15 protein-coding genes are annotated in these 17,135 nt (G+C 57.7%); 5 read left to right on the top strand and 10 right to left on the bottom strand.

Annotation, left to right across the window (positions count from 1 at the left end):
• The first annotated feature begins 126 nt into the window (after nucleotides 1-126).
• Nucleotides 127-1,023: a DMT family transporter gene (locus tag M8318_RS03770; protein ID WP_262660991.1), complete on the top strand. Its 897-nt coding sequence runs from the start codon at nucleotides 127-129 to the stop codon at nucleotides 1,021-1,023.
• Nucleotides 1,024-1,059: 36 nt separating this feature from the next.
• On the opposite strand, the gene M8318_RS03765 is transcribed toward M8318_RS03770, so the two are convergent.
• Together M8318_RS03765 and M8318_RS03760 are read right to left on the bottom strand one after the other, a co-directional pair.
• On the bottom strand, nucleotides 1,060-1,731 hold the full coding sequence (locus M8318_RS03765) for a DUF3313 domain-containing protein (protein ID WP_166182543.1): 672 nt from the start codon (nucleotides 1,729-1,731) through the stop codon (nucleotides 1,060-1,062).
• A 140-nt stretch (nucleotides 1,732-1,871) separates the two neighbouring features.
• Nucleotides 1,872-3,464, bottom strand: a complete 1,593-nt coding sequence (locus tag M8318_RS03760; RefSeq protein WP_262660990.1) for an ABC transporter substrate-binding protein — start codon at nucleotides 3,462-3,464, stop codon at nucleotides 1,872-1,874.
• 114 nt (nucleotides 3,465-3,578) lie between these two features.
• On the opposite strand from M8318_RS03760, the gene pepT reads away from it, so the two are divergent.
• A complete protein-coding gene (gene pepT / locus M8318_RS03755; RefSeq protein WP_262660989.1) occupies nucleotides 3,579-4,808 on the top strand; it encodes a peptidase T in 1,230 nt (409 codons plus the stop codon).
• Here pepT and tehB read toward each other — a convergent pair.
• Complete coding sequence (tehB, locus tag M8318_RS03750) at nucleotides 4,805-5,401, bottom strand: tellurite resistance methyltransferase TehB (protein ID WP_262660988.1); 597 nt, start codon at nucleotides 5,399-5,401, stop codon at nucleotides 4,805-4,807. The genes pepT and tehB overlap by 4 nt on opposite strands.
• Nucleotides 5,398-6,402 (bottom strand): dicarboxylate transporter/tellurite-resistance protein TehA, encoded by a 1,005-nt coding sequence (gene tehA / locus M8318_RS03745; RefSeq protein ID WP_262660987.1) that lies wholly within the window; start codon nucleotides 6,400-6,402, stop codon nucleotides 5,398-5,400. Before tehA ends, tehB begins: the two co-directional genes overlap by 4 nt.
• Before the next feature lie 122 nt (nucleotides 6,403-6,524).
• On the opposite strand from tehA, the gene ydcK reads away from it, so the two are divergent.
• Nucleotides 6,525-7,505 (top strand): YdcK family protein, encoded by a 981-nt coding sequence (ydcK, locus tag M8318_RS03740; RefSeq protein ID WP_262660986.1) that lies wholly within the window; start codon nucleotides 6,525-6,527, stop codon nucleotides 7,503-7,505.
• Here the strand turns inward: ydcK and rimL are convergent.
• The 4 genes from rimL to M8318_RS03720 all read right to left on the bottom strand — a co-directional run bounded on the left by rimL (nucleotide 7,500) and on the right by M8318_RS03720 (nucleotide 11,974).
• Nucleotides 7,500-8,048 carry a 50S ribosomal protein L7/L12-serine acetyltransferase gene (rimL, locus tag M8318_RS03735; RefSeq protein WP_262660985.1) on the bottom strand — a complete coding sequence of 183 codons (549 nt, stop codon included), beginning with the start codon at nucleotides 8,046-8,048 and terminating at the stop codon, nucleotides 7,500-7,502. The two genes, ydcK and rimL, sit on opposite strands and share 6 nt — an antisense overlap.
• 65 nt (nucleotides 8,049-8,113) lie before the next feature.
• Nucleotides 8,114-9,769: a glucan biosynthesis protein D gene (locus tag M8318_RS03730; protein ID WP_262660984.1), complete on the bottom strand. Its 1,656-nt coding sequence runs from the start codon at nucleotides 9,767-9,769 to the stop codon at nucleotides 8,114-8,116.
• Nucleotides 9,770-10,019: 250 nt separating this feature from the next.
• Nucleotides 10,020-10,793, bottom strand: coding sequence for an ABC transporter substrate-binding protein (locus M8318_RS03725; protein WP_106992991.1), 774 nt, complete (start codon nucleotides 10,791-10,793; stop codon nucleotides 10,020-10,022).
• Nucleotides 10,794-10,804: 11 nt separating this feature from the next.
• Complete coding sequence (locus M8318_RS03720; protein WP_262660983.1) at nucleotides 10,805-11,974, bottom strand: pyridoxal phosphate-dependent aminotransferase; 1,170 nt, start codon at nucleotides 11,972-11,974, stop codon at nucleotides 10,805-10,807.
• Between the two features lie 110 nt (nucleotides 11,975-12,084).
• On the opposite strand from M8318_RS03720, the gene M8318_RS03715 reads away from it, so the two are divergent.
• A complete protein-coding gene (locus M8318_RS03715) occupies nucleotides 12,085-12,927 on the top strand; it encodes a LysR family transcriptional regulator (protein WP_262660982.1) in 843 nt (280 codons plus the stop codon).
• Here the strand turns inward: M8318_RS03715 and M8318_RS03710 are convergent.
• Together M8318_RS03710 and hglS are read right to left on the bottom strand one after the other, a co-directional pair.
• Nucleotides 12,914-14,446 carry a carboxylesterase/lipase family protein gene (locus M8318_RS03710; RefSeq protein WP_408612158.1) on the bottom strand — a complete coding sequence of 511 codons (1,533 nt, stop codon included), beginning with the start codon at nucleotides 14,444-14,446 and terminating at the stop codon, nucleotides 12,914-12,916. The two genes, M8318_RS03715 and M8318_RS03710, sit on opposite strands and share 14 nt — an antisense overlap.
• Nucleotides 14,447-14,464: 18 nt before the next feature.
• Complete coding sequence (gene hglS, locus M8318_RS03705; protein ID WP_262660981.1) at nucleotides 14,465-15,808, bottom strand: 2-oxoadipate dioxygenase/decarboxylase HglS; 1,344 nt, start codon at nucleotides 15,806-15,808, stop codon at nucleotides 14,465-14,467.
• Nucleotides 15,809-16,082: 274 nt separating this feature from the next.
• On the opposite strand from hglS, the gene M8318_RS03700 reads away from it, so the two are divergent.
• On the top strand, nucleotides 16,083-17,006 hold the full coding sequence (locus M8318_RS03700) for a LysR substrate-binding domain-containing protein (protein WP_225758712.1): 924 nt from the start codon (nucleotides 16,083-16,085) through the stop codon (nucleotides 17,004-17,006).
• The last annotated feature ends 129 nt before the right edge of the window (nucleotides 17,007-17,135 follow it).

The following is a 17,135-nucleotide window of genomic DNA, read 5'->3' as shown; positions in this document are numbered from 1 at the left end:
CAGCCCTGTTGACTCCCCAGCGGGAAAAAAGCGCAAGAATATGCAAGTCCGACGCAAGTCTGTGAAAGAAGGCCGTTCTCCCTGCCGCCATACTGACTCCAGACTTTGCTGATAAGAGAAAAAACGATGAACGCATTACTGTACGCGCTGGTAGTTGTTATCTGGGGAACAACGTGGATTGCCATCTTCTTACAACAGGGGCCGGTGCCCGCCCCGGTCTCGATTTTCTGGCGCTTTGCCGTCGCCACCGCCACCATCATGACGGTGCTGCTGATCCTTCGCCGTCTGCGCCCGCTGGCCTTGCGCGACCACCTGTTTTGCGCCCTGCAGGGCTGCTGCGTGTTCTGCTTTAATTTCTGGTGCTTTTATACCGCCGCGGGGTATATCAACACCGGCCTCGAATCGGTGATTTTTTCGATGGCAGTGCTGTATAACGCCCTGAACAGCTTCCTGTTCTTTGGCCAGCGCCCGCCGACGCGTTTTTATCTGGCGGCGGCGCTGGGACTGCTCGGCATTATTACCCTGTTCTGGAACGACCTGTTAGCCAGCGGCTGGAGCGCCGGTCTGCTGTTCGGCATTGCCCTGTCGGCGCTGGGCACTTACGGCTTCTCACTCGGGAATATGATCAGCCTGCGCCACCAGCGCAACGGGCTGGAGACCATGACCACCAACGCCTGGGCGATGCTGTACGGCACCCTGGTGATGGGGGCGATTGCGCTGATCCGTGGGGATGACTTTACGCCGGTCTGGTCGGTGAGCTATATGGGCGCCCTGCTCTATCTGGCGCTGTTTGGCTCGGTGATTGCCTTTGGCGCTTACTTCACGTTGGTCGGACGAATTGGCGCGGGCAAAGCGGCATACAGCACCTTGCTGTTCCCGCTGGTGGCGCTCTCGTTCTCGACGGTGTACGAAGGGTACGTCTGGCACAGCAACGGGATTGCGGGGCTTCTGCTGATCTTAACCGGGAATCTGGTGATGTTTGCCCGGCCGGAGAACTGGTTTAAGCGGCTGCGAATGGCATAAAAAAAACCGGCCTGCGCGATGCAGGCCGGTCTGTTGTTATTTGGTTTTATTTACATCAAACATGGTGGCATCGGTCGCCATGTCATCAACAACCTGCTTCAGCGTCGCGAAGGTCATTGGCGTATTTTCGTTATTCAGCTCTTTCCCTTCACCCTTACGGACCACTTTAATGACCGGCTTGTTGGTCTTAGAGTCAATCAACTCACCTTCAAAGAACAGATGGGTATCCATGGTACGGTGACCGGTTGCCATTTGCGTGCCGGCTACGACCAGCGCCACAGGGACAACTTCATAGAACTGCAGGCCTTCTTTCTGCGAGCTTACACCGGTGATGGCACCGCGGAAGATCAGGCTGCGTGAGCCTGGCGTGGTCACAATCGGCTTACGCTGGCCGATTGCGGTCTTCATTTTGGTGTTGGTGTAATTTAACAGTTCATCCAGCGTGCGTTGACCGATCTGGGTGGTTGGCTTTGGCGTTGGATAATAGGTGATATTGTTCCAGATAATGCTGTCGTAGTTTGATTCGTTATAAGACGGATCAACCCAACGCAGCGTCGGTTTACCGGAAGCAGAGGTGGTTTGCTGGAGCCCGGAGTAGTCTTTTAAAAAACCTGAATATTGTTCAGGCGCAGCCACTTTTGACGCACAGCCAGCAAGAAGCAAAAGGCCGGAGAGCGCGGCAACTTTAAATAAAGTATTAGTACGCATAGTGGGTGTATCCCTGTTAAGTGCAAATATGCACTTGAAGTTATAGCAAAAGCTGGCTGAAAAAGAAGTGACAAAAAATGATGAAGACAGCACAAATTGAAAAAAAAGTGCCCGTCATAATGACGGGCTGAATTAAAGGTTTATTTTATATCCACTTGCCAGAATAAATGTTTACCAAACGGATCGATTTCGTAGCCGGTCACCTCTTTACGCACCGGCTCGAATATCGTTGAGTGCGCAATCATTACCGCAGGCATTTGATCGTGCATCATCTGCTGCGCCTGCTGATATAACGCTACGCGTTTATCGTGATCGGTAATAGATTTCGCTTCAGCAATAATTTTGTCGAATGGTTGATAACACCATTTGGCGGAATTGGAACCGCCGTTGGCCGAGGTGCAGGTAAACAGCGGGCCGAAGAAATTATCCGGGTCGCCCGTCGCCGTGGTCCAGCCCATGAGCGCCGCCTGATGTTCCCCGCCCTTCACCCGCTTGAGATATTCCCCCCACTCGTAGGTGACCACTTTGGTCTGCACGCCGATTTTTGCCCAGTCGGACTGGATCATCTCGGCCATCCGTTTGGCATTGGGGTTATACGGACGCTGCACCGGCATGGCCCACAGGTCAATGGTCATCCCGTTGGCAAACCCGGCCTCTTTCAGCAGGGCTTTGGCTTTATCCGGATCGTAGTCGTAGTCCTTCAGCGAACTGTCTGCGCTCCAGACACCCGGCGGCAGCAGGTTTTTGGCGGCGGTGCCGGTGCCCTGGAACACAGCCTCAATGATGGCCGGTTTGTTGATCGCCATCGCCAGTGCCTGGCGCACTTTAACGTTATCCAGCGGCGGCTTTTGCGTGTTAAATGCCAGGAAACCGGTATTCAGCCCCGCCTTGCTCATCAGATTGATGTCTTTATTTTCCTTCATCCGCGGCAGATCGGCGGGGTTCGGGAATGGCATCACCTGACACTCATTTTTCTCCAGTTTGGCGAGACGCACGGAGGCATCCGGAACGATGGTAAACACCAGCCGATCCAGCTTCGCCTTACCCTGCCAGTACTCCTGGAAGGCGGTGTAGAGGATCCGCGAGTCCTTCTGGTATTTCGCCAGCTTAAACGGCCCGGTGCCGATAGGCTCCATATCCACCTTCTCCGGGGTGCCCGCTTTCAGCATCGCATTGGCATATTCGGCAGAGAGAATCGAGGCGAAATACCAGCCGAGGTCAGCCACGAACGGCGCTTCCGGGTGGGCCAGGGTGAAGCGCACCGTATGGTCGTCGACTTTGTCGATGGCGGTGATCAGCTTGCCAAACTCCAGGCTCTCGAAGTTAGAGTAGTTACCGTTGGAGACGTTGTGATACGGATGATTAGCGTCTTTCTGCCGCATAAACGAGAAGATCACATCATCCGCGTTAAAGTCTCGCGTCGGCGTGAACAGCTTGTTGCTCTGGAACTTAACGCCCTTGCGCAGATGGAAGGTATAGACCTTACCATCCTCGCTGACCTCCCAGCTTTCGGCCAGGCTCGGCACCAGATCGGTCGTGCCCGGAGTAAAATCCACCAGCCGGTTGTACACCGGTACGGCGCTGGCATCCACGCTGGTGCCCGAGGTATAGAGTTGCGGGTTAAAGTTCTCCGGCGATCCTTCCGAACAATAGACCAGCGTTTTAGCGGCGACGGTGGAACTGACCGTCAGCGCGGCGACGGTCAGTGCCAACGTTGTGAGGTTGCTTTTCATCGCGTTTTCCTGTCTTTTAATTTGACGGCTAATGAATTTTTGTCGTGCCAAACCATAAATATCATTAAAGTGATTGTGCAAACACCTGATAACACAAATAAAGAAGGATCCACCATGGCTCACGCGCTCGCCAGTCAATTAACCCAACGCTTCTTTCGCTATCTGGCTATCACCAGTCAGAGCGATCCGAAGGTGAAAACCTTGCCCTCCACACCCGGCCAGCACGAGATGGCACGGGCACTGGCGATGGAGCTGCAAACGCTGGGTCTGGACGACATTGTGATCGACGAATTTGCCACCGTTACTGCGGTCAAAAAGGGCAACGTGCCCGGCGCGCCGCGGATCGGTTTTATCACCCATATCGATACCGTCGACGTGGGATTGTCACCGGATATTTATCCGCAGATCCTCACCTTTACAGGCGATGATCTCTGCCTGAATGCCGAAAAAGATATCTGGCTGCGGGTTAGCGAGCACCCGGAAATTCAGGCCTACCCCAACGAAGCGATCATCTTCAGCGACGGCACCAGCGTGCTGGGTGCCGACAACAAAGCGGCCGTCACAGTGGTAATGACGCTGCTGGAAAATCTCACTGCAGAGCATCGGCATGGCGATATCGTGGTGGCCTTTGTGCCGGACGAAGAGATTGGCCTGTGCGGGGCGAAAGCGCTAGATCTGGCGCGTTTTGACGTCGATTTTGCCTGGACCATCGACTGCTGCGAGCTGGGAGAGATTGTTTACGAGAACTTCAACGCCGCGGCGGCGGAAATTCGCTTTACCGGCGTGACGGCACACCCGATGTCGGCCAAAGGCGTACTGGTGAACCCGCTGCTGATGGCCACCGACTACATCAGCCACTTCGATCGCCTGCAAACCCCGGAGCACACCGAAGGCCGCGAAGGCTATATCTGGTTTAACGGCATCCAGGCCGGGCAAAACGAAGCGGTGCTGAAAGCCAATATCCGTGATTTCGATCGCGACAGCTTCGCCGTCCGCAAGGCTCAGATTGGCGACGTAGCGGAGAAAATCGCTGCCCAACACCCTACCGCGAAGGTGAGCTGGCATATCGAAGATACTTACAGCAATATCAGCAACGCGGTGGGAGAAGATCGGCGTGCGATCGACCTGATGTTCGAAGCGATGGAAAGCCTGGGCATCACGCCAAAACCGACCCCGATGCGCGGCGGCACCGACGGCGCGGCGCTGTCAGCGAAGGGGCTGTTGACCCCGAACTTCTTCACCGGCGCGCATAACTTCCATTCGAAGTTTGAGTTTTTACCGCTGAAATCGTTCGAGGCCTCGTATAACACGGCGCTACAGCTCTGTTTGCTGGCGGCACGTTAAGCCGGTTTACGCGCCAGCAGCGTGGCGAAACGCAGTTTGATGCGGTTCCCCTGGGCGTCGGTACGGTGCAATTCGCCGACGTCCTCGTTGTATTTCAGCTGTTCCCAGCCCGCATAGTAGCCGCTCAGCTCCCCGGTTTTAAACGCAAACGGGAAGCCGACGTTGCACGGATAGTCTTCGGTATCCATCGCCGCGACAATCAGGTTATAGCCGCCCGGTCTGGTGCAGCGCTGCATATTGTCGATCAGGCCAGGAATGGTTTCTGCCTGCAGGAACATCAGCACCACGGTCGAGAGGATAAAATCGTATTCGCCGTCAAAACGCAGGGTGTTGAGATCCTTAATCGCTGTCTGCAGGTTAGTGATGCCCTCTTTGGCCTTGATGCTCTCGATGTTGTCGATGCTGTTGGCATTCTTATCCCAGGCGGTGACATCAAAGCCGTTCGCCGCCAGATAGAGGCTGTTGCGCCCGTTGCCGCAGCCGAGATCCAGGGTTTTGCCCGGTTTAACCATCCCTGCGCTATACACCACCTCAGAGTGGGTGCGGGTCATGCCATATTTTTCGGTGAAGTAGTTCTCATCAAACACAGTCATTCTCTTTCCTCAGCTTGCATAAGCGTTGCTTTGTCTGCACGGACCAACAGCGTCCCCTGCATCAGCAGGATAAACGTGCGCACCAGTAATAGCGCAATGATGGCGTTGGTAAAAATAAATAGCGGGATGGCGATGGCGTGGAAAAAACCGGACGGGCTACTCTGCCCCAGATGCAGACCGGTGGTAGCCAGCGCCGAGACGCCGAACGAAAAACTCCAGAACGACGCATTAAACGGCTGCGACAGATACCAGGGCATCAGGCGCAGGGTAAATAACAGCTGCAGCAGGCCGTAGCCAAACAGCATTTTGGCGAAGGTATCGGCTTCACCGCCGTTGACGCTTAACCAGGCGCTACAGGCCACCAGCGCGGGCGCCAGCTGGATCCCAAGGGAGGTGCGCATCGCCGAAGGCAGTTCGCCGGCACTGCGCAGACGCTGCAAAATCACCGGCTCCAGGCTCAGCCAGGAGAAAACCCCGGCTCCGAGGAACACCAGCCCGGCATCGTGAAACCCGAGCGCCCCGCAGGCCATGGCGCTGATAAAATTATTTGCCACCGTCGGCAGATAGAGGCCCGGGGTAGTCGCCTCCTCCGGGTGTTTGCCGCGCCACAGTCCGGCAGACTGCCACGCCGCATAGCTCAGCTGCACCACCACCCCGACGGTGAACAGGGCCAACGCCAGCGGACGAAACCAGGGCACGAAGCCAATCGCCACCAGCATGGTGGTGGCGGGAAACAGGCTGACAAAGCTGCTCATCACCGGGTGGCGCATCTCCGCCAGTACGCTGCGCGGAAAGCGTATCGCGCGGGTGAGAAACGCCGCGGTCAGCAGGAGCCACATCACCATCGCCAGCGTCACCAGGATCTCCCCCGGCCAACGCGTCACCGGCCAGAGGGTGCTGGCGTAACGCCAGGCAAAGCCCATCCCTATGGTTCCGAGCACCATCCCGTAGTAACCCGCGGGTAAATTAAGAACGCGTTCAGTCGCTTGCGTTTTAAACATAAATTTTAATCTATAAAATATATTTGAAATACTAGTTTAAGGTGTTTCATTTTTGGATGCCACTGTTTCGATCAAGCTAAAGTTTGCTACGTTTAGTGGAGAGGACAACTGCGGGCACAGTGATGAAAAAATATCGACTTAGCGATGAAAGCCGTTTGCACCACTGGCAGGACGGTGAGACCAAAACAGCGGTAAAGGTGCGCCAGATTATCGCCGAACGTGATTTCAGCGATGTGAAATTAGGCACTCGGGGTGGCTGGATCGATGACGAATCGGCCCTGTCTCACGAGCACGACTGCTGGATCTACGATGAGAACAGCGTGGTGTTCGCCGGCGCGCAGGTCAGCGGCAACGCGCGGATCACCCAGCCCTGCGTCATCAGCCATCAGGTTTCAATTGGTGATAACGTCTGGGTGGATGGCGCGGAGATCGGCTATGGTGCCCGCTTAAGTGACAACGTCACGGTGCAGTCCTCGGTGGTGCGCGGGGAGTGTCATCTGTTCGACAACGCCCGCATTCTGCATAACAGCATGGTGATTGCCGCCAAAGGCCTGACCCCGGACCCGCATCAGATCCTGCGCATTTTCGGCGAGGCCACCGTCAGCCAGTCGCGGGTGGTGCATCAGGCGCAGATCTACGGCAATGCCATCGTCAGCTATGCCTTTGTCGAGCATCGTGCAGAAGTGTTTGAGAACGCGCTGCTTGAGGGCAACGAGGTGAATAACGTCTGGGTGTGCGACTGCGCCAAAGTGTACGGTAACGCCCGCCTGCTCGCCGGGCTGGAGGAGGATGCTATCCCCACCCTGCGCTACAGCTCCCAGGTGGCGGAAAACGCGCTGGTCGAGGGTAACTGCGTGATCAAACATCACGTCCTGATTGGTGGCAACGCCTGGCTGCGCGGCGGGCCGATCCTGATTGACGATAAAGTGGTGATCCAGGGTCGGGCGCGCATTCACGGGGAAGTGCTGATCGAGCATCATATTGAAATTACCGATGACGCGGTGATTGAAGCGTCACACGGAGATGTGATTCACCTGCGCGGCGAGAAGATGATTAACGGCGCGCAGCACATCACGCGCACGCCGTTGCTCGGGGCATTATGAGGTGCAGATCCGGGCGTAGATATTCTGGTCGTCATAGCGCCCATTGAGGAACTCAGCCTCTTTCAGGCACCCTTCCAGCAGGAAGCCGTTGCGCAGCGCCACCTGGTTACTGGCGGCGTTGTCGACGCGGCACTTGATCACAAAGCGGCGGATCTCACCCCGTCCGGCGTAGTAGCCAATAAAGGCCTCCAGCGCCAGGGATATTATCCCCTGCCCCTGATGCGCTTCATCCAGCCAGTAGCCGATATAGCCGGTTTTGTTCAGCGGCTCGATGGAATTGAACGACAGCACGCCTGCCAGGACGTTATCCCTGAAGATGAGGAACATTTTGGCGTAACCGCGCTGATGCAGCATCTGGTTGCTGAGGATGTTCTGGCGGGTGTCCTCTTCTGAGCCGACGAATTGCGGCCAGTTGAGATAGTCCTGCAGATACGCCCGGTTTTTGACCACCAGATTGTGCAGCTCGGTGGTGTAACGCTCATCGGTGGCGCGCAGTTCGAGATGCGCATTGACGGGGATAATTTCTTCGGTTGTTGTGGTCATTGAGCTTCCTGTGCAATGCCGGGCGGCGCATGCGCTTGCCCGGCCTACGGTTTGTACCTGTTGCCTTAACGCATTACCCGGTCATCGACGTACTGGCGTTTATCCGGCGCGGGTGGGAAGTAGTGATACAGCCAGGTTTCGCTGATCGCTTCGCCCTGGCAGCGCAGGAACATGCGCATGTCCACCGTATCGGTAGAGTCGCTGGTCGGGTACCAGTCAAACAGGATGCGATACCCGTCGAATGGCTCCACGTAGAGGATCTCAATCTGCTTCGCTTCCCCGCTGGAGAGGGTGATCACCGGCTCGATCCCTTTCGGCGCAGCCGCTTTCAAATCGCCGCCAACAAAATCGACCGCGAAACGGCGCGACCACACTTTCGGGAAGTGCTCGCCCGGGGCCCAGCCTTCCGGGAAACCGCCCATTCCGGTGCGGGTCGCCAGCACGTTGGCCAGCGGAGAACGGACCGGCGGTTTGGCGCTCCAGTAGAGACGATACTGGAAGTCGAGTTTATCCCCCGCTTTCACCGGTTTTTCCGGCTGCCAGAAGCAGACCACGTTATCCAGAGTTTCACCGGTGGTCGGGATCTCCATCAGCGACACGGTGCCTTTACCCCACTGGTTACGCGGCTCGACCCACAGGCTTGGGCGTTTGTTGTACCAGCCCATAATGTCCTGATAGTGCGTAAAGTCGCGGTCGAGTTGCAACAGACCAAAGCCTTTCGGGTTTTTGTCGGTATAGGCGTTGAACTGCAGCTTCTGCGGGTTATTCAGCGGACGGCAGATCCACTCCCCGTTGCCGCGCCACATCGCCAGACGATCGGAGTCGTGGATCTGTGGGTGAATGGTGTCGCACATGCGGCGCTCGTTGTTGCCGCAGGCGAACATGCTGGTCATCGGTGAAATGCCCAACTGCTGTATGTCCTTACGGGCATAGAGATGGTTTTCGACATCCATGATCACCTGGGTCTTCTCGCAGTGGATCACGAACTTATAGGCCCCGGTGATGCTTGGGCTGTCGAGCAGGGTGTAGACCGTAAAGGTGGTCGCGCCCGGTTTGACGGTTTCAAACCAGAACGAGGTAAAGTCCGGGAACTCTTCTTGCGTATCGGCGTAGGTGTTCAGCGCCAGACCACGCGCCGAGAGACCGTACTGGTAGGTATCATCCACCGCGCGGAAGTAGCTGGCGCCGAGGAAGGAGACGATATCGCGACGCGCCAGCTCCGGGGATTTAAAGGCGCGGAAACCGGCAAAGCCTAAATCGCTCTGGCCTTCCAGCTGTTTGGTGTCGACGCCCGCGTCGTGGTAATTGAACAGCTCCGGGCGGAAGTGAATCTCACGCGCCTGGGCGCTTTGGCTGTCCAGCGAGAACATGCGCACCCGGCGGCGGAAGCCCATCCCAACGTGGAAGAACTGCACGTCGAGCTGGCGATTTTCGATGTTATTCCACAGCGACTGCTTCGCATCGTACTGGATGCTGTTATAGGCCTGCGGCGTCAGGGTCGCTAAGGTATCCGGCAGCGGACGCGGCGCACCGCCCCACGGTGTTTGCGCCAGGTCGTGCGCCATGGACTGCAGCACGGAAAAGTCGAAACGACGGCTCGTACCGTCCGCAATATCCGATTCAGCCGCACTGGCCGCCCGGGAAAAGAGCGCGGCGAGTCCGGAAGTCCCGCTCAGTGCGGCAACGGCCATTGAGCCTTTTAAAAAACGTCTGCGATTCATGCCTGGGAAAACGTCCTTATGGTCGTGGGGAGTGGGTTTCGCATCGGCGAAACAACGGCAAGAAAGAACATCATTAAGAGGGCACAGCCTAAACAAAAATGATTAAGAATCCAATTATTGACAGGCGAGAATCTGCCCAAAGCGAGAAAGATTTTTATGTCGAGGAGAATTGCCTGAATCGGGGGTAAAGAAACGTATAAAAAAGCCCCTGCCGGACATTAACGACAGAGGCTAAACGGCTAAATTGTTGTTATTTTACGCTGACATCGATACCCGGGAAGTACTTCTTCGCCAGCTTATCGATGGTGCCGTCAGCGCGGACTTTATCAATGGCGGCATCAAGCTGCTTCTTAGTGGCCTCGTCGCCTTTACGCAGGCCATAACCGATCCCACTTCCGAGAATAGTGTCATCCGCCACCGGCTTGCCGATAAAGCCGAAGCCTTTCCCCTGCGGCTTGCTGAGGAATCCGGCCTGCCCGGCGGCAGACATCACCAGCGAGGCGTCAATACGGCCATTGAGCAAATCGCCCCAGGCCATGTTCTGATCTTTATAGGACACCACGGTAACGCCCTGCTTTTCCCAGTGCTCCTTAGCGTAGGTCTCCTGAATGGAACCCTGCAACACGCCAATGGTCTTGCCTTTCAGCCCTTCCGGCGTGGCATCAACCGCGGTGCCGGTCTTGCCCACCAGTTGGGAAGGAATACGATAGATCGGCTGGGTAAAGTCGATGCTCTGACGACGCTGGTCGGTGATGTTCATCGCCGAGTTAATGGCGTCGAATTTCTTCGCCACCAGCCCCGGTATCAGCGCGTCAAACGAGGTCTCCACCCAGCTGCATTTCAGCGCGGCGGCGGCGCAAATGGCGTTCCCGAGCTCAATATCAAACCCCTCCAGCTCACCCGAGGCGTTACGGCTCTCAAACGGCGGATACTCGGCTTCTACGCCATAACGTAATTCTGTTGCGGCGATGGAAGAGAACGAACACAGCAATCCCAGGCCGACAACGAAGGCTTTTAATTTCATGACTGAACTCCTTAGCGTGGTGTTACCCGACACAGGGCCTGCGCACCTGCCCGTAATGTTGCCTCATCTTTCGCAAAAGAGAGGCGGATTAATTTGTTATCTGTCCCGTCGGTGTAAAACGCCGACAGCGGAATGGTGGCAACGCCGTGGTCAACGATCAGCCGTTTCACCATCTCGCTGTCACGCTCGTCGCTGAAGTGGCTGTAATCCGCCAGCAGGAAGAACGAGCCTGCACTCGGCAGCAGACGGAAGGGTGAATCCGCGAGTAAGTTGACCAGCAGATCGCGTTTGCGCTGGTAAAAGGCCGCCAGCGACAGCCAGGTTTGCGGGTCGGCCATATGCTCGGCAAAAGCGTACTGCATTGGCGTATCGGCTGAAAACATTAAAAACTGATGGATCTTGCAGATCTCGTCCATCAGCTCCGCCGGGGCGACACAGTAGCCAACGCGCCAGCCGGTGACGTGATAGGTTTTGCCAAACGACGAGACGATGACGCTGCGCTCCGCCAGCCCGGGATGGGTCGCCATACCGTGATGCGGCACGTCGTCAAACACCACGTGCTCGTAGACTTCGTCAGAGAGAATAATGATATCGGTGTTGCGGGTGATGACCGCCAGCTGTTGCAGATCCTCAGCCGAAAACACCTGTCCGCTCGGGTTATGCGGCGTGTTGATGATGATCATCCGCGTGCGCGAGGTGATGGCGGCGCGCACTTCATCCCAGTTCACCGCAAAATCCGGCACCGTCAGCTTGATGGCGACCGGGGTCGCGCCCTGCAGACGCACAATCGGCGCATAGCTGTCGAATGAGGGTTCAAAGTAGATCACCTCGTCGCCGGGATGCACCAGCCCGCTGATGGCCGAGTAGAGCCCTTCGCTGGCGCTGGCGGTGATCAGCACTTCGCTGGCGGGATCGTATTGCGTGCCATACAGCGAGGCAATTTTATCGGCGATGCGCGCTTTCAGCGGCGCCAGCCCGGTCATCGACGCATACTGGTTATGGCCCGCCTGCATCGCCCGGTGTACGCCCGCAATCAGCGCCGGATCGCATTCGAAATTCGGCGCACCCTGGGAAAGGTTGATGGCATTGTGCTCAGTGGAGAGCTGACCGATAACGGTAAAAATGGTGGTGCCAACGTCCGGCAGTTTGGAACGGGGTTGTATCGGAGTACGCAGCGTCATCGGAAATTCCTCTGGTAGAGAGTGCATAACTATTCAACCCGAAGGCTATTGTGGCGACAATCGAATTGTTGTCATAATAGCCATGACAAAAAATCATAGCTGGAGGTTCCATGTCGCGTCGCTCGTTCCCGCTTACCGCCGTTGAGGCCTTTATCGTTACTGCGCGGCATCTGAATCTGACCCATGCCGCTAAAGAGCTGTGTCTGACTCAGGGGGCGGTGAGCCGCAAGATTGCCGCTCTTGAAAGTTGGTTCGGCTTTCCGCTGTTTGAACGCCACGCCCGCGGGCTGCGCCTCTCCTCCCAGGGTAGCGCCCTGCTGCCGGATCTGCGCGCCTCGTATGAACAGGTTCTGACGGTGGTGGATCAGGCCCGCGCCCAGCAAACCGTGGTGCGCCTTAAAGTTCCCACCTGCGCCATGCGCTGGCTGGTGCCGCGGCTGTTGCAGGTGGAGCGCGAGCAGCCCGAACTGCAGATCGCCCTGACCACCACCAACGAGCACAGCGTCAATTTCAAAACCGAATCCTATGACGCCGCCATCGTGTTTGGCACTCAGCTCAGCGCCGGGGATCTGCTGTTCGAGGAGGCGTTAACCCCGGTGTTAAGCCCCCTGCGCCAGGGCTCAGCGGTGGAGTCGCTCACCTTCCTGCACCCAACCCGGGATAAGACCGATTGGTCGCTATGGCTGGAAAAACAGACCGCACAGCCATCTGTTATGCACAAAAATCAACACTTCGACACTATGGATTTGGCAATCACCGCCGCCATTCAGGGGCTCGGAGTGGCGATTGCAGACGAGACGCTGGTGGCGGAAGACATCCGCGCCGGGCGGCTCGTGCGGCCTTACGCCAGCAGCGTCAGAACCGGGGCCAGCTACCGGCTGGTGCTGCGGGAGTCGCGCGACAAAGCGGCCGGACTGGCCGCTTTTCGTGAGTGTCTGCTTAATCCAGGCTGACGTGGTGCTTCATCACCCGTTTAAACAGCACCATCCGGGCGCGCATAAAGCGGTTTTCAAGCTTAAATTCCGCATGTTTATTCACTCCGATGCGCAGCAGTACGTCCCGCCCGTGGTGACAGGCAGGCCAGCGCGTTGGGCCATCCAGGATGTCACACGTCTGGCTGGCACGGCGGGCGAAATTAACCCAGTAATCGGCAACCTGGGCTGAGAATGCCAGGTCGTTGTTATTCACGTAGTGCCGGGCGGGCTCGGCCAGGGTGAGCGTGTCAAACACGTACGGCACCTCGTTGCCGTGCCATGCTCCGTTAACGTAGGTGGCGTGCTCGGCTTCGGCGACATAGTCAAACCAGTAGCGCCAGCATGGCTGCCCTATCCGCCGCTGGGCCTGCATCACCACAAACCCCAGGGTGGTGAAGGCCATATCCCGACACACCTGGCGCCCTAACTCGGTATCATCCTTCACCCCCGGATAGAGCAGCTTGATCAACCCCAGCCCCAGCCGCCGCTCCCGGCGCAGCTTCTGGATCTGCCCCGCGAGATCGATACCAAACACCGCCATCACGCTGGCTTCGTCGCTGTTGGAGCCCACCATGATTGGCACCGGATGCTGGCGGGCGGCGAAAAAGACCTCCAGCATCGGCTCGGGTAACACGCAATCCCCGACGATGGGCGCAGGCGCCACGTTGAGCGGGGCCGCCAGCGGCCAGAGCGCCTCCGGCGGGATCGCCCGCAGCTGGTCGGCGGTGGCGTTTTGCAGCCCAAAATGGGCCGCCAGCGCCTCGCCTTTTTTGAGGGCCTGCTCCTGGGGCGTATCCGGCAGGGTGTACCCGCTCTGGATAATTGCCTTATGAAATAGCCCTTTCGCCAGCGGCGAGGCCAGCAGAGACAACACGCTACGCGCCCCTGCAGATTCACCAAACAGGGTGATGTTGTTCGGGTCACCACCAAACCGGGCGATGTTGTCCTGCACCCACTCCAGGGCGGCGATCTGATCGAGCAGGGCAAAGTTATGCACCACCCGCTCCTCTTCCCCTTCCAGCGCCGGATGGGCAAAAAAGCCCAAATGGCCCAGCCGGTAATTCAGCGTCACCACAATCGCGCCGCGCTGTGCCAGCGCCTTCCCGTCATAGGGCGGCAACCCGCCTGCGCCAATGGTAAAGCCGCCCCCGTGCAGCCAGACCATCACCGGGAGGGGTTCCGGACGCTGAACCGGGGACCAGACGTTCAGGTAGAGGCAATCTTCCGAGAAACGACCCGGATCACCCCCGCCCAGCTGCTGGCAATACTCACTGCTCTGCCAGCTCGATGGTGAAAAGGCGGTGGCCTGACGCACGCCCTGCCAGCTTTCAACTGGCTGCGGCGAGCGCCAGCGCAATGCGCCCACCGGCGGCGCGGCGTAGGGAATGGCGCGCCAGTTCTGCACATCACCATCCGTGATGCCGCTCAGCGCCCCCTGGCGCGTGGTAATTATCTGAGATGAGGCGTTTTCCATACTGACCTTACATTGCTGACTCATCCCCGCAGAGTACCGTTTTCAGAGCAAACCGCAACGCCGCTTGCTGCGCTCTTCCGCCTCCCGGTAGAGGGTGAACTCATCCAGCACCGCACAGCCCAGCGCCTCCTCAAAGGCATCGCGGCTGGCGTTGCCGTGGGTGCGGGCCTGGGTTTCATTCCCGAGGTTCGACTGAAAGATCCCGGCGGCGCTCACCGGAAGAAAATCTTCATAGGTGATAGGCTGGGCCACCACCCAGCCGCGCTCAATCAGCGGCTGAGGATCGTCCCCGGGGCCAAAAGAGTGCCGGTGCGACTCTCCCGCCGGGGTCAGGCGATAGCGGAACCATGCCAGCCCCTGACGGCGCAGGAAGATATCGCTGTCGGGAAAGGCCCGGAAGACCTCCTGGAGATGCAGCTGATGGGTCAGGTTATCCTTGCCGGTGCCGGAGTCGGCCAGCAGGCGATCGTACAGCTCGCGTCCTTTCGGGGTTAACGCCACGCCGCGCTGCTCGATCTCACCGAAGCGAGCGGTATGGGTTCCGCGATGTTCGCCTGCAAACAGAATCGGTTCCTCCAGCGCCTTAAAGCTGGTCTGACGCAGCAGAAGCGGCACCTCCCGGCGCGGCGGCCCCTCAATTAGCATCTTCGGCTCAATGCCGTACTCCGGCATCAGAGCCTGCACCCGGTCGATATCCAGGGTGCGCGGCGTCAGGTGGTTGATGTGGCAACCGGGGAAACAGACCACGTCGGCAATCAGCCGGTGTTCGTTGTGCAGCGCCTGGTAGGTTTCATGATCCACCGTGGCATGGCGGTGCCAGCGGAACGTCTCCAGCGCCTGCTGGACAAACTCCTCGGCCTGCGCCGGGGTGAATTCCCCTTCCGCCTCGTGCAGGTCAATCAGCTCCAGACAACGGGGGGTGAAGATGTTGCGGCGGGCCAGAATCTCTGCCGCCTTCTCGCGCAGGGAAACGTTGTCGATCAGATCGAGGCGCAGCAGCGAGGTGAAAATTCGAAACGGGTTACGGCACAGGGCGGCATCGTCAACCGGACGAAACGCGGTGGAGTGGACCGGCACCCCTGCCTGGGAGAGATCGTAATAACTGACCGGGAACATCCCCATAATGGCGAACATCCGCCGCAGGGTGGCCAGCTCCAGGGCCGTACCGACACGGATTGCCCCGTGGCGTTCGAGGTTGAGGCGAGCCAGTTCATCCGCGTTGGCCAGTTGCTCATGCAGTTTCGGGTTATTTTCCAGTACCGCCAGATTCACATCTGCGACCAGCTCCAGCAGCGTTCCGTATTGCGGAACTTCCTGCTGATACATTGCCGACATCGCCTGTGAAAAGTGCTCCCGAATATCATCAGCCGTGATGTTGTTCGCCATGATTTAATGCCTCCAGTGAATATTACCTGGAGTGTAGAGAAGGCCATTGCGGCTGGCGGGAAGAATTTACGATTTGTGATCCAGGTGGAGGGGTGCTCATTTCCTGACTAGCGGCGACCTTAAGCGATTCAGGCGTCTGCACAACTATTTCCGAACATATCCAAAAATTGCTTGTTACTCAATTAGATTGAATGTTAATAATATTTTGCTAGCAGGTTATCAAAATTAAACAACTTTACTTGTCACTCCGCTACCTCTGTTTTTAACATCGCCTATGGAAAAAAATGGTTTGTTTAGTCAGCGCATTCGTCTGCGCCATCTGCACACTTTTGTGGCCGTCGCTCAACAGGGAACGCTGGGGCGTGCGGCTGAGACGCTTAATCTGAGCCAGCCTGCGCTCTCCAAAACGCTGAACGAGCTGGAGCAGCTGACCGGTACCCGCCTGTTCGACCGGGGACGACTGGGTGCACAGCTGACGCTGGTGGGAGAGCAATTCCTGACCCACGCCGTTAAAGTGCTTGATGCCCTGAATACGGCGGGCCAGTCGCTGACGCGGCGTAACGACGTGCCGGGGGATGTGGTGCGCATTGGGGCTCTCCCTACCGCAGCGCTGGGCATTCTGCCTGCGGTTATCGGCCAGTTTCACAAGCAGCAGCGCAACATCACGCTGCAGGTGGCGACCATGAATAACACCATGCTGCTGGCGGGGCTCAAGTCCGGGGAGCTGGATCTGGGGATCGGCAGAATGTCGGACCCGGAGCTGATGAGCGGCCTTAATTACGAGCTGCTGTTCCTCGAATCCCTGAAGCTGGTGGTGCGCCCGCGTCATCCGATCCTCAATGATACCGTGACCCTCAGCCGGGTGATGGAGTGGCCGGTAGTGGTCTCCCCGAAAGGCACCGTTCCGCGCCAGACCGCAGAAACACTGCTGGAAACGCAGGGGTGTAAACTGCCGTCGGGCTGTATCGAAACCCTGTCGGCCTCCCTGTCGCGCCAGCTGACGGTCGATTTTGACTATGTCTGGTTCGTGCCTTCCGGCGCGGTGAAGGAGGATCTGCGCCAGGGCACGCTGGTGGCGCTGCCGGTAACCACCTCAAGCCCCGGCGAACCGATTGGGGTATTAACCCGCGTGGAGGCCCCGCTCTCCACCGCCACCCAGACGCTGCTCAGCGCGATACGTAAATCCATGCCGGTGTGATCACACTTCCTCTATGCCCGTCTTGATGACGGGCTTTTTGTTTCCGTTACTCAAATAATGCGAAATCATTCATTAACAATTGCGCTAAACAATTTAACAGATTTATCATACCCGCCGATTTCACCAAAT

It is taken from the genome of Leclercia tamurae (assembly GCF_025566055.1).
GTDB classification, from domain to species: domain Bacteria; phylum Pseudomonadota; class Gammaproteobacteria; order Enterobacterales; family Enterobacteriaceae; genus Enterobacter; species Enterobacter tamurae.
The sequence above is the reverse complement of the archived record's forward strand: the minus strand, read 5'-3'. Positions and strand labels throughout refer to the sequence as shown.